The following is a 13,417-nucleotide window of genomic DNA, read 5'->3' on the forward strand; positions in this document are numbered from 1 at the left end:
CCATCCTCGCAGTTCCCGGACCAGTGGATAGGCGGTGGTCAGAAGGAAACCGTCGATCGGGGACAATGGGTGGGTGAGTATCGACGAGCTGACCTTCGACGCGGCGGGGTTGATCCCCGCGGTAGTGCAGCAGTACGACACGCGTGAGGTCCTGATGGTGGGCTGGATGAACGCCGAGGCGGTCCGCCGGACCGCGGAGTCCGGGCTGAGCACGTTCTGGTCCCGCAGCCGGCAGCAGTACTGGGTCAAGGGCGAGACCAGCGGTCATCGTCAGCACGTCAAGCAGATCCTCGTCGACTGCGACGCCGACACCCTGCTCGTCCTCGTCGACCAGGACGGCCCGGCCTGCCACACCGGCACCCACACCTGCTTCGAGCACGGCCAGATCGAGGTCAAGGCATGAACTCACCGGATCTCGAGACCTTTCGCGACTATGCCAAGGACCGCCGGGTCATTCCGGTGACCCGGCGGCTGCTTGCCGACGCCGAGACGCCGATCGGTGTCTACGGCAAGCTTGCGGCCGAGCGCGAAGGCACGTTCCTGCTCGAGTCGGCCGAGAACGGCGGCGTCTGGTCGCGTTACTCGTTCATCGGCGTCCGCTCGGCAGCGACGCTGACCGAGCGCGACGGCGAGGCGATCTGGACCGGGAACCCGCCGGTCGGCCTGCCCAAGACCGGTGACCCCCTCAAGGCGCTCCGCGAGACGCTCGAGATCCTGCACACGCCCCGGCTGCCGGACCTGCCCCCGCTCACCGGCGGCATGGTCGGCTTCCTCGGGTACGACGCGGTCCGCCGGCTCGAACGGTTGCCGGATACAACGACCGACGACCTCGGCCTGCCCGAGCTCACGTTCCTGTTCGCCACCGACCTGGCCGCGCTCGACCACGAGACCGGCGAGATCTGGCTGATCGCGAACGCGGTCAACTGGGACGACTCCGACGAGCGGGTCGACGACGCGTACGCGGACGCCGTCCGCCGGCTGGACGCGATGGAGAAGGACCTGGCCCAGCCGACCCCGTCGTACGTCGTCCGTGCGGATCGGACCGCCCAGCCGGATCCACACCGGCAGCGGTCCAGCGCGGAGTACCGGGAGGCGGTCGAGCACGCCAAGGAGGAGATCCGGGCCGGCGAGGCGTTCCAGATTGTCGTGTCCCAGCGGTTCGAGCTCGAGACCACGGCCTCCGCGCTCGATATCTACCGGGTGCTGCGCCGCTCCAACCCGAGCCCGTACATGTACCTGGTCCGCCTGGACGGTTTCGACATCGTCGGTTCCAGCCCCGAGGCACTGGTCAAGGTCACCGAGAACAAGGTGATCCTGCACCCGATCGCCGGCACCCGCCGCCGTGGTGCGACCCCGGAGGAGGACCACGCGCTCGAAGAGGAGCTGCGCAACGACGCCAAGGAGCGCGCCGAGCACCTGATGCTGGTCGACCTCGGCCGCAACGACGTCGGCCGGGTCTGTGCGCCCGGCACGGTCGAGGTGATCGACTTCATGACCGTGCGCCGCTACAGCCACGTGATGCACCTCGAGTCGACCGTCACGGGCCAGCTGGCGGCCGGCAAGACCGCGTTCGACGCATTGACCGCGGCGTTCCCGGCCGGAACGTTGTCCGGGGCACCGAAACCGCGGGCGATGGAGATCATCGACAAGCTCGAGGTGACCCGTCGCGGCGTGTACGGCGGTGTTGTCGGCTACCTGGACTTCGCCGGTGACGCGGACACCGCGATCGCGATCCGGACCGCGGTGCTGCGCGGCTCCACGGCGTACGTCCAGGCCGGTGCGGGCATCGTCGCCGATTCCGACCCGGCCTCCGAGGATGCGGAGTGCCGGACGAAGGCTGCCGCCGTACTGAACGCGATCGCGGTCGCGGGAACCTTCAGTGATGTCTGATGAAGCCACAACGACTCGTTGACCTCTGTGCCTTGCTGGCATTGGCTCTGCTGGCGTTGTCGGCGTACCTGACCTGGTCCTCGGCCGATCCGGGCAGTGCGCGGCCGAAGGTGGACTTCAACGGATACACGGTCACGAAGGCGCCACTGACGCTGGCACTCGCGGCGGTGGTCGCGATCGTGGTTACGAAACTCGCAGGTACTGCATTGCGCCGCGTTCTCGGTGTGGTGGTGCTCCTGATGGGTGTCGCCGCGATCGGCGTCGCTCTCAACGTGCGACCGGATGCGAACGAGTTGGGCCGGATCCGGCCCGAGCTGAGCCAGGCGGTCACCGACCACGTCAGCCTCACCGGTGGCCCGGCGCCGTGGTTCGCGCTGGCCGGTGGCGTGGCGCTCGCAGCGGCGGGTCTGATCACGGTTCTGACCGCACACCAGTGGCGACGCGCAACCGCGCGGTACGAGCGTGATCCGGCCGCTGCACCAGCTGATCAATGGAAGGCGATCGACGCGGGAGAGGACCCGACTCTCTGATCGCGGCGGCCTACCGCCACAATAGGACAGGACGACGATGAGGAGTGGCCCAGATCATGGACAATACGACGGCTGATCAAGTAGCGACGCGGGTGAGCGAGGAGGAAGCTCCCCACGACCTGCATGGCAACAGCCCGGCGGCCTGGACCGCCGTCACCATCGTGCTGATCGCGTTCACGGTCGGCGCCATCGCGATGGTGCTCGGCCCGAACTGGGTGCTGTTCTGGATCTCGGTCGCGATCGCCGTACTGGGTGCGCTGACCGGCAAGGTCATGCAGCTGCTGGGCTTCGGGGTCCCGGCCGACGGCAACCACTGAGGGGCGGACGGACATGACTGTGCTTGACGACATTCTCGCGGGGGTCCGGGAGGACCTCGCGGAGCGCCAGGCGCGGGTCAGCCTGGACGATCTGAAGCTCGAAGCCCAGCGCAAGCCCGACGCCAAGGACCCGATGCCGGTGTTCCGCGGGGACGGTATCGCGGTGATCGCGGAGGTGAAGCGGTCCAGCCCGTCCAAGGGCGAGCTGGCCGAGATCACCGACCCGGCCGCACTGGCCGGCGAGTACGAGGGCGGCGGTGCGGCGGCGATTTCGGTCCTGACCGAGAAGCGCCGCTTCAACGGCAGCCTGGACGACCTGCGGGCGGTCCGCGGCCGGGTCGACGTACCCGTGCTGCGCAAGGACTTCATCGTCTCGTCGTACCAGCTCTGGGAGGCCCGCGCGGCCGGTGCCGACATGGTGCTGCTGATCGCGGCGGCGCTGGAGCAGGAGGCGCTGGTCTCGCTGATCGAGCGGGCGCACTCGATCGGGCTCTGCCCGCTGGTCGAGGTGCACGACGAGGAGGAGACCCGGCGTGCGGTGGACGCCGGCGCTCAGCTGATCGGCGTGAACAACCGCAACCTGAAGACTCTCGAGGTCGATCGGGACACCTTCGCCCGGGTCGCGCCGACCATCCCGTCGAACCTGGTCCGGGTGGCGGAGTCCGGGGTTCGCGGGCCGCATGATGTAATCGAGTTCGCGCGCGCCGGGGCCGATGTCGTCCTCGTCGGTGAATCTCTGGTGACCGGCCGCGATCCTCGCGCCTCGGTCGCCGATCTCGTCGCCGCCGGATCGCACCCCGCCATCCAGCAGCGGCACTAGAACGCCCGCCCGGTCCAAACGGCGCGGGGTCGAAACTCTCCCGCGCCGTTGTGCCGGGTTGGAAGGTTTTGTCGGATGACTAGTGTGCTGCCCGACCAGCTCGGGCACTTCGGACGTTTCGGCGGCAGGTTCATGCCGGAGGCGCTGATCGCGCCGCTCGACGAGCTCACCCAGGCCTGGCGCGAGGCCATGGCCGACCCGGAGTTCACCGGCGAGTTCGAGCGGATGCTGCGCGAGTACATCGGCGCCCCGAGCCTGCTGTACGACGCGACCCGGCTCTCCGAGCTGGCCGGTGCCCGGATCCTGCTGAAGCGCGAGGACCTCAACCACACCGGTGCGCACAAGATCCGCAACGCCATCGGCCAGGCCCTGCTGACCAAGCGGATGGGCAAGACCCGCGTGATCGCCGAGACCGGCGCCGGCCAGCACGGCGTCGCGACCGCGACCGCGTGCGCCTACCTCGACCTCGAGTGCGTGGTCTACATGGGCGAGGTCGACACCGAGCGGCAGGCGCTGAACGTGGCCCGGATGAAGCTGCTCGGCGCCGAGGTGATCTCGGTCAAGACCGGCAGCCGGACGCTGAAGGACGCGATCAACGACGCGCTGCGCGACTGGGTCGCCAGCGTCGACAAGACCCACTACATCCTCGGTACGGCGGCCGGTTCGCACCCGTTCCCGGCGATGGTGCGCGACTTCGTCCGCGGCATCGGCGACGAGGCGCGCGAACAGTCGCTCGCACTGCTCGGGAAGCTCCCGGACGCCGCGGTCGCGTCGGTCGGTGGCGGATCCAACGCGATCGGCCTGTTCACCGCCTTCATCCCGGACGCGGACGTGAAGCTGTACGGCATCGAGCCGGGCGGCGACGGGTTCGAGACCGGCCGGCACGCAGCCACGATCACGGCCGGGCAGGTCGGCGTACTGCATGGTGCGCGGTCGTTCCTGCTGCAGGACGAGGACGGGCAGACGATCGAGTCGCACTCGATCTCGGCCGGACTGGACTACCCGGGCGTCGGGCCCGAGCACGCGTGGCTGGCCGAGACCGGGCGGGCGACGTACCGGCCGATCACGGATGCCGAGGCGATGGAGGCCTTCAAGCTGCTGTCCCGGGCCGAGGGCATCATCCCCGCGATCGAGTCCGCGCACGCGGTCGCCGGCGCGGTCGACATCGCGAAGGAACTGGGGCCGGAGGCAACCATCTTGGTGAACCTGTCCGGTCGTGGGGACAAGGACATGGACACGGCCAGCAAGTGGTTCGGCCTGATCGAAGCCGGAGCGACCGATGAGTGAACTGGTTGCTCTGGGCAACGCTGGGGCGGCGATCCGGAAGGCGAACGACGAGGGCCGCGGTGCCCTGATCGGCTACCTGCCGGCCGGATTCCCGACGTACGACGGTGCCGTCGACGGGGTCAAGGCGATGATCGACGGCGGTGCCGACGTGATCGAGCTCGGCCTGCCGTACAGCGATCCGGTGATGGACGGCGTCACGATCCAGCGGGCCACCGAGATCGCGCGGGCCGGTGGCCTGCGGACGCGCGACGTGCTGAGCACGGTCGAGAAGGTCGCGGCGTACTCCGAGGTGCCGGTGCTCGTGATGACGTACTGGAACCCGATCGAGCGGTACGGCGTGGACCGGTTCGCCACCGACTTCGCCGGCGTCGGGGGAGCAGGGCTGATAACGCCCGACCTGATCCCGGACGAGGGCGCGGAGTGGATCGCGGCCGCGGACAAACACGACCTGGACAAGGTGTTCCTGGTCTCGCCGTCGTCGACCGACGAACGGATCGCGATGACCACGGCCTCGTGCCGCGGCTTCATCTACGCGACCGCCGTGATGGGCGTCACCGGTGCCCGGGACAAGCCGTCGGACCTGGCCGCGCCGCTGGTCGCGCGGACGAAGGCGGTCACCGGCATTCCGGTCGGCGTCGGCCTCGGGATCTCGAACGGGGACCAGGCAGCCGGGGTGGTCGCGTTCGCGGACGCGGCGATCGTCGGCGCGGCCCTGGTCAAGGCGCTCGAGGACGGTGGCCCGGCCGGTGTCCGCACGCTCACCGAAGACCTGGCCGCAGGCGTACGCCGGGAACGTCGCGCGACCGTTGATCGTTAGTACCGCCGTGAGTCGAACCCGGAACGCGGCCATCCTGTTCGCCGCGGTGGCTCTGCTCGCCCTCGCGGGCTGCGGCGGCGGCAGCAAAGAGAAGGCGGACAACCCCGGTGGTGCGGTGATCCGCACCACGCAGGACCCCAACGGTCTGCGCGGGGCGACGCTGGACCGGCCGTACTCGATGCCCGCGGCAACGCTGACCGACACCAGTGGGAACCCGTTCAACCTGGTCACGTCGACGAAGAAGCCGGTGACGCTGGTGTTCTTCGGCTACACGAACTGTCCGGACGTGTGCCCGACAGTGATGGCCGACGTGGCGTCGGCGCTGACCAAGCTGGACCAGTCGGTGCGCGACCAGGTGCAGTTGCTGTTCATCACCACCGACCCTTCGCGGGACACCGGACCGGTGATTCGTAAGTACCTGGACCGGTTCGACCCGTCATTCATCGGGCTGAACGGCTCGCTGGGTTCGATCAAGGACATCGCCAAGGCTGTCGGCGTACCGGTGGAAGGGATGCAGAAGCTCCCGTCCGGTGGGTACGAGGTCGGCCACGGCGCGCAGGTGATCGGGTTCGGGAAGAACGACAAGGCCAACGTGCTTTGGTTGTCGAACGCCGCCATCGGCGACCTGGCGCACGACTTCGGGAAGCTGGTGGAGGACAACCAGTGAAGAAGCGGCCCTGGTTCGGATGGGTCTCGCTGGGCGCACGGCTGGTACTGGGCGGCGTGATGCTGGTCGCCGGCGCGCTGAAGGTGACCGACCCGGAGACGGCGGCGCAGGCGGTCCGTGCGTACGACCTGCTGCCGTCGGCACTGGTGGAGCCGGTCGGCTGGGGTCTTCCGTTCCTGGAGATCGCGATCGGGTTGCTGTTGATCGTCGGCTTCGGTGTCCGCGCGGCCGCGCTGGCCGCGGGTGTTTTCATGGTGGTGTTCATCGCCGCGGTGGCTTCCGCCTGGGCTCGCGGCCTGGCGATCGACTGCGGCTGCTTCGGCGGTGGTGGTCAGGTCGCTCCCGAACAGACGAAGTACCTGCAGGAGATCCTGCGCGACCTCGGCCTGCTGCTGCTCGCGGCGTGGCTGTGGTTGAACCCCACCAGCAAGTTCGCTGTTGAGTCCGAACCGCAAGGAGTAACCGCGTCGTGAGCACGTCCAAAGCCCCGGTGAACCCGCTGCTGCAGCCCAAGCGCCGGATCTCGCCCGGGATCATCGTGGTGATCGTCCTGGTGCTGGCCCTCGCGGCCGGTGTCGGGGTGCAGTACTGGCGCGGGCACTCCAAGGTCGAGGTGAGCTCGAACGGTCAGACCGAACCGGCCGTGATCACCGGCCCGGGCACGACCGGCAAGGGCGTGACCGTCGGCAAGGCCGGCGCGAAGGCGCATATCGACCTGTACCTGGACTTCCGCTGCCCGCACTGTGCGGAGTTCGAGGAGGCGACCGGCGCGACGATCGACAAGCTGGTCCAGGACGGCACGGCCACGCTGACGTACTGGCCGCTGACCTTCGTGAACCCGGACGCCTCGCCGCGGCTCGCCAACGCGTTCGCCGCCGCGGCCGCGAACGGCAAGGCGCTCAGCTACGCCGACGAGATGTACGGCGACTTCTCCAAGTCCTGGACCACCGACCAGCTGCTCGACCTCGGCAAGCAGTTGGGTATCGGCGACGCCAAGTTCCAGGCCGCCGTACAGGACAACACGTACGGCGGCTGGCTGGAGAGCGTCTCGAACGCCGCCGACGACCGGGGCGTCACCGGCACCCCGACCGTCTACGTCAACGACAAGCAGCTCGAGACCGAGAAACTCACCCCGCAGGGCCTGCAAGAGGCCGTCGGCGCCACCGCAAGCTGAAAGGGGAGCTGACGCACCGAGTCCCCATCGTGACCATGCGTTTCTGGTCGTGGTCGGGTGGGTCGAGTAGCGTCTCCTATCGCCATGTCTAGTCTGATTCCCGCCGTGATGGTGCCGGCGTACATCCCCAGCCCGAGCCAGGGTGTCTGGCACCTCGCAGGTTTGCCGATCCGCGCGTACGCGTTGTGCATCCTGGCCGGTATCTTCGTCGGCTACTGGGTCGGCCGTCGCCGGTGGGTTGCCCGCGGTGGTTCGCCGACAGTGCTGGCCGACATCATGTTCTGGGCGATCCCGTTCGGACTGATCGGTGCGCGGATCTACCACGTCATCACCGACGCGGAGTTGTACTTCGGCGAGGGCAAGCACCCGATCGACGCGCTGAAGATCTGGCACGGCGGGCTCGGTATTTGGGGCGCGGTCGGCTTCGGTGCGCTCGGGGCGTGGATCGCCTGCCGGCGGGCCAAGGTGCCGTTCCTCGCGGTCGCGGACTCGATGGCGCCGGGAATCGCGCTGGCGCAGGTGTTCGGCCGGTTCGGCAACTACTTCAACCAGGAGCTGTTCGGTAAGCCGACGACCCGGCCGTGGGGCCTGGAGATCGCGCCCGAGCACCGCCCCGACGGGTACGCCGACTTCGGCACGTTCCACCCGACCTTCCTGTACGAAGCGATCTGGAACCTCGGTGTGATGGCGCTGGTGATCATCGTCGGCCGCCGCTACAAACTCGGCCACGGCCGCGCCTTCGCCTTGTACGTCGCCGGCTACACCGCTGGTCGTGCCTGGATCGAGAACATGCGCATCGACGACGTCAACCACTTCCTCGGCCTGCGCCTGAATGTGTGGACGGCGATGATCCTGTTCGTCCTGGCGGTCGCGTACTTCATCCTCAGCGCCCGCAAGCGCCCCGGCCTCGAGGACATCTCCACCGGACCGTCCGCCGGCCAGCCCAGCAAGGACGAGGCTGCGAAGGACGAGGCTGTGAAGGACGAACCGGCTGAGGCCGAACTGAAGGACATCGAGGACGACCCGGACGCTGACAAACCAGACGCTGACAAACCAAAGGTGGAGGCACAAACCACCAACGGGGCTGAACCAGACGGGTCCCGTGACTGAGGGTCCTGAGGTTTCGGCCGAGCACCACGGGGATCACACCCACCGTGATGTGAACGGCGGCTGGCTGCGCCCGGCGGTGTTCGGCGCCATGGACGGCCTGGTCTCGAACTTCGCCCTGATCGCAGGCATGGACGGCGGTACGGCGTCCGGCTCGCAGGTGATCGTGCTCGCCGGGCTGGCCGGCCTGGCCGCGGGCGCGTTCTCGATGGCGGCGGGGGAGTACACGTCTGTCGCCTCGCAGCGCGAGCTCGCCCGTGCCGAGATCGAGATCGAACGCAAGGAGATCCAGCGCCACCCGGTCGACGAGGAGATCGAACTCGCCGAGACCTATCGCGCCAAGGGCCTCGACCCGGATCTGGCCAGCAAGGTCGCCAAGCAGTTCCACACCGACCCGGAGCAGGCCCTCGAGGAGCACGTCCGCGAGGAACTCGGCATCGACCCCCATGACCTCCCGAACCCGGTGATCGCCGCCGCGTCGTCGTTCGTCTGCTTCGCGGTGGGCGCCTTCATCCCCCTGCTCCCGTACCTCCTGGGCGCGGGCAGCGTCGTACCCGCTCTGATCATGTCCCTGACCGCGCTCTTCGCCTGTGGCGCGATCGTCTCCCACGTAACCAGCCGCTCCTGGTGGTACTCCGGCCTCCGCCAACTCCTCCTGGGCGGCTTGGCCGCAGCCCTCACCTACTTCGTCGGCACCCTCGTCGGCCCGGGTCTCTAGCGCCCTACTGCCTCGTCCACCACCTCGGCCAGTCTGACCAAGCGGTCCAGGTGATCACCAGGATCCGGCTGCCCAAGCGACCAGGCAGCACGAGCGACCACCGTGACGGCCGCGGTCAGGACAGTCCCACGACGTACGACGGTTGTGGGCCAGGCGAACGCACTCCCGCGCTGGTACGCGGTCAGCAGTTCGTCGATCGCACAGTCGGTGGAGAGCAGCAGGTACGCGAGGTCGAATCCGAGCGGGCCGAAGCCGAACTGCTCCCAGTCCGTCGCGATCACGTCGTCACCGTCCTGGCGCAGCAGGTTGAGCGGATGCGCATCTCCGTGGATCACCTGCTGTGGCAGCGCATCCAGCTCCGCCATGACGTCCGTACGCCGTACCCAGAGCTCCTGACAGCTCTGCCGCAGCTCGTCCGGCAAGTCCTGAGCCGAGGCCAGCGGTGTCCACCCGCCACGCTGTTCGTCGTTGGCCAGCCGGTCGCGCAGGATCCCGCGCGCGAACCAGTCGGCCGGCCGGATCTCGTTCAGCTCGAACCGCCCCAACGCCGTGGCCAGCTCAGCCGGCTCGACCTCGCTGGCCTCCACCGCGACCGTCCATACCGTGATCCCGTCGGGATCGTGGTCGACCTTCACGCAGCGGGGAGCGCGCAGACCGGCTGTGGTCTCGACCAGCCCGCTCCCGGCGACCTCGGCCTGCCTCCGCCAGTAGGCGTAGTGATCGGGCCGCTCGACCCCCGGCAGCAGCCGCTTCACGACCAATCCGTCCGGCGTCTGCCAGACGCCGCCGTTCGAGACTCCTGTGCCGGTGAGGAGCGGAGTCCAGTCGCTGTCCGGTTGCCAGTCCATTCGGCGAGATCTATCACTCGCCTGGACCAACCGCAGGTGCATTTCGGACTACGACGCCTGGTTCGCGGCTTCCCGAGGCTTATCGGCAGCCATGAGTTTGGCGCGCAGTTTGACCGTCGAGGTCTCCACGTCGTCGGTGACGGAGGCGCCGACCGTTTCGAGGATGGTGAGCGCGTGTTGCCAGCGCCGCCGGGCGTCGGCGGGTCGGTCAAGGGCAGCCAGGGCGTCGCCGAGACCGTCGTGGGCCCGCGCCTGGTCGGCCGGCTGATGCAGTGCGGTGGCCAGCTCCAGTGCCCGTTGGTGCGCCGCCAGGGCATGGTCCGGCTCGCCACCAGCGAGCTGAAGCCGGCCGAACCCTTGGTGAGCCTCGTACTCCCAGTTGCGGGACCCCAGCTCACGGGCCAGCGTCAGCGTCCTTTCGCGACAGCGCAGTGCCTGGTCGAGGTCGCCGAGCTGCCGGTGCAGCTCGGCCAATCCGTCCAGCGTGCGCAGCTCGTTGTGCCGGTTGCCGTTGGCCAGCGCGTGATCCAGCGCCTGCTCGTAGCAGGTCAGGGCGCGGTCGGGAGCGCCGAGTCGCAGGTGAGCTCTGGCGAGCGCAGTCAGGATCTTCCCCACGCTGCGCGGCCTGATCCGCCGGGCAATGGTCAGCGCGCGGGTCCGGTACTCCAGCGACTGCACCTCGTCACCGCGACGGCTGTGGATCCAGCCGCTCTCGCTGAGCAGGTCGAGCTCGGCGTGCTCGTCGCCGATCTCCTCTGCGATCCGCAAGGCCGTCGTGTACTCCGCGAGGGCCGTGTCGAGGCGGTCCTGGAATCCGTGGATGCTGGCGGCGCCCTCGACCGCGCGAAGCTCGCCGATGCGATAGCCGGCCGCCTGCGCCACGGCGAGGGCCTGATCGAAGACCTCCGTGGCCTGCGCGTAGTCCCCGTCCAGGCGGAGCGTGTCGCCGAGCCGCAGCAGGACCTCGGTCTCGGTGGTGGCATCGCCGGCTGCCCGTGCGACAGCCAGCGCACGCTCATGCAGCGCTTCCATCGCCGCATACTGGCCGAGCGTCCGCAAACCCCAGTAGAGCGAGGCGGACAGGTGCGTTAGGCACTCGGGACGACCGGCCTCGGTCGCCAGCGAGGGGATCAGCAGCAGGGTGGAGAGCTCTGCGCCGAACCAGTCGCGTGCGGCTTCCGCCGTACCGATGATCGCGGGTAGATCGTGCGAGCAGAAGGCATGTTCCGGAGCGACCTGGCCCGCGGCTTCGGACGCGGCCTGGCAGTAGTGTTCGACGAGCCGGGCTAGGGCGGAAGATCGCTCGGCCGGTGATTCGTGGTCGTGAGCGGTCCGGGACGCGTGGTCCCGGACCAGGTCGTGGAACTGGTAACGGCCAGGTTCGGGCTCCTCGAGCAGGTGGACCTCGAGAAGTTGCTCGAGTACGCGGGCGCCGTCTTCGCGGCCCAGGAGCGCAGCGGCTGAGGCGGGACCGAATTCGGCGGCCGGGTGCAGGCCGAGCAGCCGATAACAACGCCGTACGTCGTCGTCCAGCTCGCGGTACGACAGGTCGAGGGCTGCCGCGACGCTGCGTGGGCCGGAGGAGAGCTCGGTCATCCGATTCCCGTTCTGTTGCAGGCGCTGCAGCAGATCCTCGGGTCGCCAGGACGGGTGTGTGCGAAGCCGGGCGGCCGAGATCCGGATTGCGAGGGGAAGACGCCCGCACAGCTCGGTGATCTCTGCCAGGACGGTTGGCTGCGTGCCGCGACTGCCGGCCGCAATCCGGGTGAAGAGTTCGATCGCGGTCTGCTGGGTGAGGGTGTCGAGCGACACCGCGACGGTCGGATCGAGACCGGTCAGTCGGCGCCGACTGGTGAGGATGACCCCACTGCCCGGCGTACCGGGGAGCAACGGCAGCACCTGGGTCTCGTCGGCCGCATTGTCGAGGACGATCAGCACTCGGCGGGATGCCAACAGACTGCGCAGCAAACCGGCGCGCTCTTCGAGGTCCCGGGGGAGCTGCGGCTGAGGTACGCCGAACGCCCGCAAGAGCCGGCCGAGTGCGGCGTCAGGTGTGACCGGGCGGCCGCCCTCGGAGTGCCCGTGCAGGTCGATGAAGACCTGTCCGTCGGGGTACTGCGAGGCCAGCCGGTGCGCGGCTCGCAACGCCAGCGCGGTCTTGCCGATCCCCGCCATGCCGTCGATCGCCGCCACCAGCGGACCATCGACGCTGCTCAGGTCCGCGAGCTCGTGCTCGCGCCCAACGAAGTCGGCGACCTCCGCGGGTAGCGACCTCGGCACGGTTGGCTCGTCCGGTGGTATCGGTTCTGCGGTCGCGGCGGCTGCATGCAGGACGGTGTCGCTCGCCAGGAGCTCGGTGTGGAGAGCCTGCAGCTCCGCGCCCGGTCCGACTCCGAGCTCATCCGCGAGCCGGCTGCGAATGACGTCGTACAAGCCGAGCGCTTCTGCCGGGCGACCGGCCCGCACGTGTGCTCGGAGCAGGCGCACCCACAGCGACTCGCGGAGTGGGTGATCGCCGGTCAGCTGACGCAGTTCGGCGAGCAACTCGGCGGACGGCTCGCTGATGAGGTCGGCCCGGCGTTCGATCGCATCGAGCCGCAGCTCCTCGAGACCCGGCAGCACGGTCGTGCTCAACCAGTCCGACTCCGTGTCCAGGAACGGTTGTGCGGTCCAGGCCGTCAGCGCCGTGGCGATCGCGTTCGCATCACTCGCCTCCCGCACCTGGCGCTCGAAACGCAGTACGTCGACCTGATCGGCCGGGACCGTCATGCGGTAGCTGGTGCCAGAGGTCTGTACGACGTCCGCTCCGACAGCTCGCCGCAGCCGGGAAATCATCGCCTGCATGCTCGGTCGCACCTGGTCCGGCAGGTCATCGCCCCACAGCCGCTGGGCGAGCGCATCGACCGAGACAGCCTCGCCGGCCGAGACCGCCAGCACCGCGACCAGCGTGCGCAGCCGGACGCCGTTGAACGCGACCGGCACGCCGTCGACGGTCACCTGCACAGGCCCGAACAGCTGGACCCGGACCTCGGCGCAGTCCCCGGTAGTCGACATCTGTCGCATCATCTCACCGCGCGGGGTGAATTTCGGGTGCTGTGGGTAGCTGGCAGAGCCGTTGGCTGGGAAGATAGGACACAGGAGTGAGCGCTTGCTTACTGACGGTGAGATACGGCGGCTGACGGTGGAACGGGAGTCCATCTGTTGGTCGTCATGAGGTAGTCTCGGGACTCCCGGCTTGGGCC

The 13,417-nt window shown here is 68.9% G+C and carries 14 protein-coding genes; 12 read left to right on the forward strand and 2 right to left on the reverse strand.

Annotated features, from left to right (window positions below; genetic code table 11):
• Positions 1–73 precede the first annotated feature (73 nt).
• From hisI to AB0L70_RS21220, 12 genes are all read left to right on the forward strand, one after another.
• On the forward strand, positions 74–403 hold the full coding sequence (gene hisI / locus AB0L70_RS21165) for a phosphoribosyl-AMP cyclohydrolase (RefSeq protein ID WP_363686549.1): 330 nt from the start codon (positions 74–76) through the stop codon (positions 401–403).
• Positions 400–1,890, forward strand: coding sequence for an anthranilate synthase component I (locus AB0L70_RS21170; protein ID WP_363686551.1), 1,491 nt, complete (start codon positions 400–402; stop codon positions 1,888–1,890). Before hisI ends, AB0L70_RS21170 begins: the two co-directional genes overlap by 4 nt.
• Positions 1,890–2,420, forward strand: coding sequence for a Trp biosynthesis-associated membrane protein (locus tag AB0L70_RS21175; protein WP_363686553.1), 531 nt, complete (start codon positions 1,890–1,892; stop codon positions 2,418–2,420). Before AB0L70_RS21170 ends, AB0L70_RS21175 begins: the two co-directional genes overlap by 1 nt.
• Positions 2,421–2,476: 56 nt before the next feature.
• A complete protein-coding gene (locus AB0L70_RS21180) occupies positions 2,477–2,737 on the forward strand; it encodes an HGxxPAAW family protein (protein ID WP_363686555.1) in 261 nt (86 codons plus the stop codon).
• 13 nt (positions 2,738–2,750) lie between these two features.
• Complete coding sequence (trpC, locus tag AB0L70_RS21185) at positions 2,751–3,557, forward strand: indole-3-glycerol phosphate synthase TrpC (protein ID WP_363686557.1); 807 nt, start codon at positions 2,751–2,753, stop codon at positions 3,555–3,557.
• 75 nt (positions 3,558–3,632) lie between these two features.
• On the forward strand, positions 3,633–4,844 hold the full coding sequence (trpB, locus tag AB0L70_RS21190) for a tryptophan synthase subunit beta (protein ID WP_363686559.1): 1,212 nt from the start codon (positions 3,633–3,635) through the stop codon (positions 4,842–4,844).
• Positions 4,837–5,661, forward strand: a complete 825-nt coding sequence (trpA, locus tag AB0L70_RS21195) for a tryptophan synthase subunit alpha (RefSeq protein WP_363686561.1) — start codon at positions 4,837–4,839, stop codon at positions 5,659–5,661. The genes trpB and trpA overlap by 8 nt, the downstream gene beginning before the upstream one ends.
• A gap of 7 nt (positions 5,662–5,668) precedes the next feature.
• Entirely contained in the window at positions 5,669–6,328 is a 660-nt protein-coding gene (locus tag AB0L70_RS21200; protein ID WP_363686563.1) for an SCO family protein, read from the forward strand.
• The gene (locus AB0L70_RS21205) at positions 6,325–6,801 is read left to right on the forward strand and encodes a MauE/DoxX family redox-associated membrane protein (RefSeq protein ID WP_363686565.1); all 477 of its coding nucleotides are present in this window, start codon (positions 6,325–6,327) and stop codon (positions 6,799–6,801) included. Before AB0L70_RS21200 ends, AB0L70_RS21205 begins: the two co-directional genes overlap by 4 nt.
• Positions 6,798–7,502: a thioredoxin domain-containing protein gene (locus AB0L70_RS21210; RefSeq protein ID WP_363686567.1), complete on the forward strand. Its 705-nt coding sequence runs from the start codon at positions 6,798–6,800 to the stop codon at positions 7,500–7,502. Before AB0L70_RS21205 ends, AB0L70_RS21210 begins: the two co-directional genes overlap by 4 nt.
• An 84-nt stretch (positions 7,503–7,586) precedes the next feature.
• A complete protein-coding gene (lgt, locus tag AB0L70_RS21215; protein ID WP_363686569.1) occupies positions 7,587–8,612 on the forward strand; it encodes a prolipoprotein diacylglyceryl transferase in 1,026 nt (341 codons plus the stop codon).
• Positions 8,605–9,327 (forward strand): VIT1/CCC1 transporter family protein, encoded by a 723-nt coding sequence (locus AB0L70_RS21220; protein WP_363686571.1) that lies wholly within the window; start codon positions 8,605–8,607, stop codon positions 9,325–9,327. The genes lgt and AB0L70_RS21220 overlap by 8 nt, the downstream gene beginning before the upstream one ends.
• Here the strand turns inward: AB0L70_RS21220 and AB0L70_RS21225 are convergent.
• Positions 9,324–10,175 (reverse strand): aminoglycoside phosphotransferase family protein, encoded by an 852-nt coding sequence (locus tag AB0L70_RS21225; RefSeq protein WP_363686574.1) that lies wholly within the window; start codon positions 10,173–10,175, stop codon positions 9,324–9,326. The two genes, AB0L70_RS21220 and AB0L70_RS21225, sit on opposite strands and share 4 nt — an antisense overlap.
• Positions 10,176–10,223: 48 nt before the next feature.
• Positions 10,224–13,229 carry a tetratricopeptide repeat protein gene (locus AB0L70_RS21230; protein WP_363686576.1) on the reverse strand — a complete coding sequence of 1,002 codons (3,006 nt, stop codon included), beginning with the start codon at positions 13,227–13,229 and terminating at the stop codon, positions 10,224–10,226.
• Positions 13,230–13,417: the final 188 nt, after the last annotated feature.

It is taken from the genome of Kribbella sp. NPDC051952 (assembly GCF_040680855.1).
GTDB lineage: Bacteria > Actinomycetota > Actinomycetes > Propionibacteriales > Kribbellaceae > Kribbella.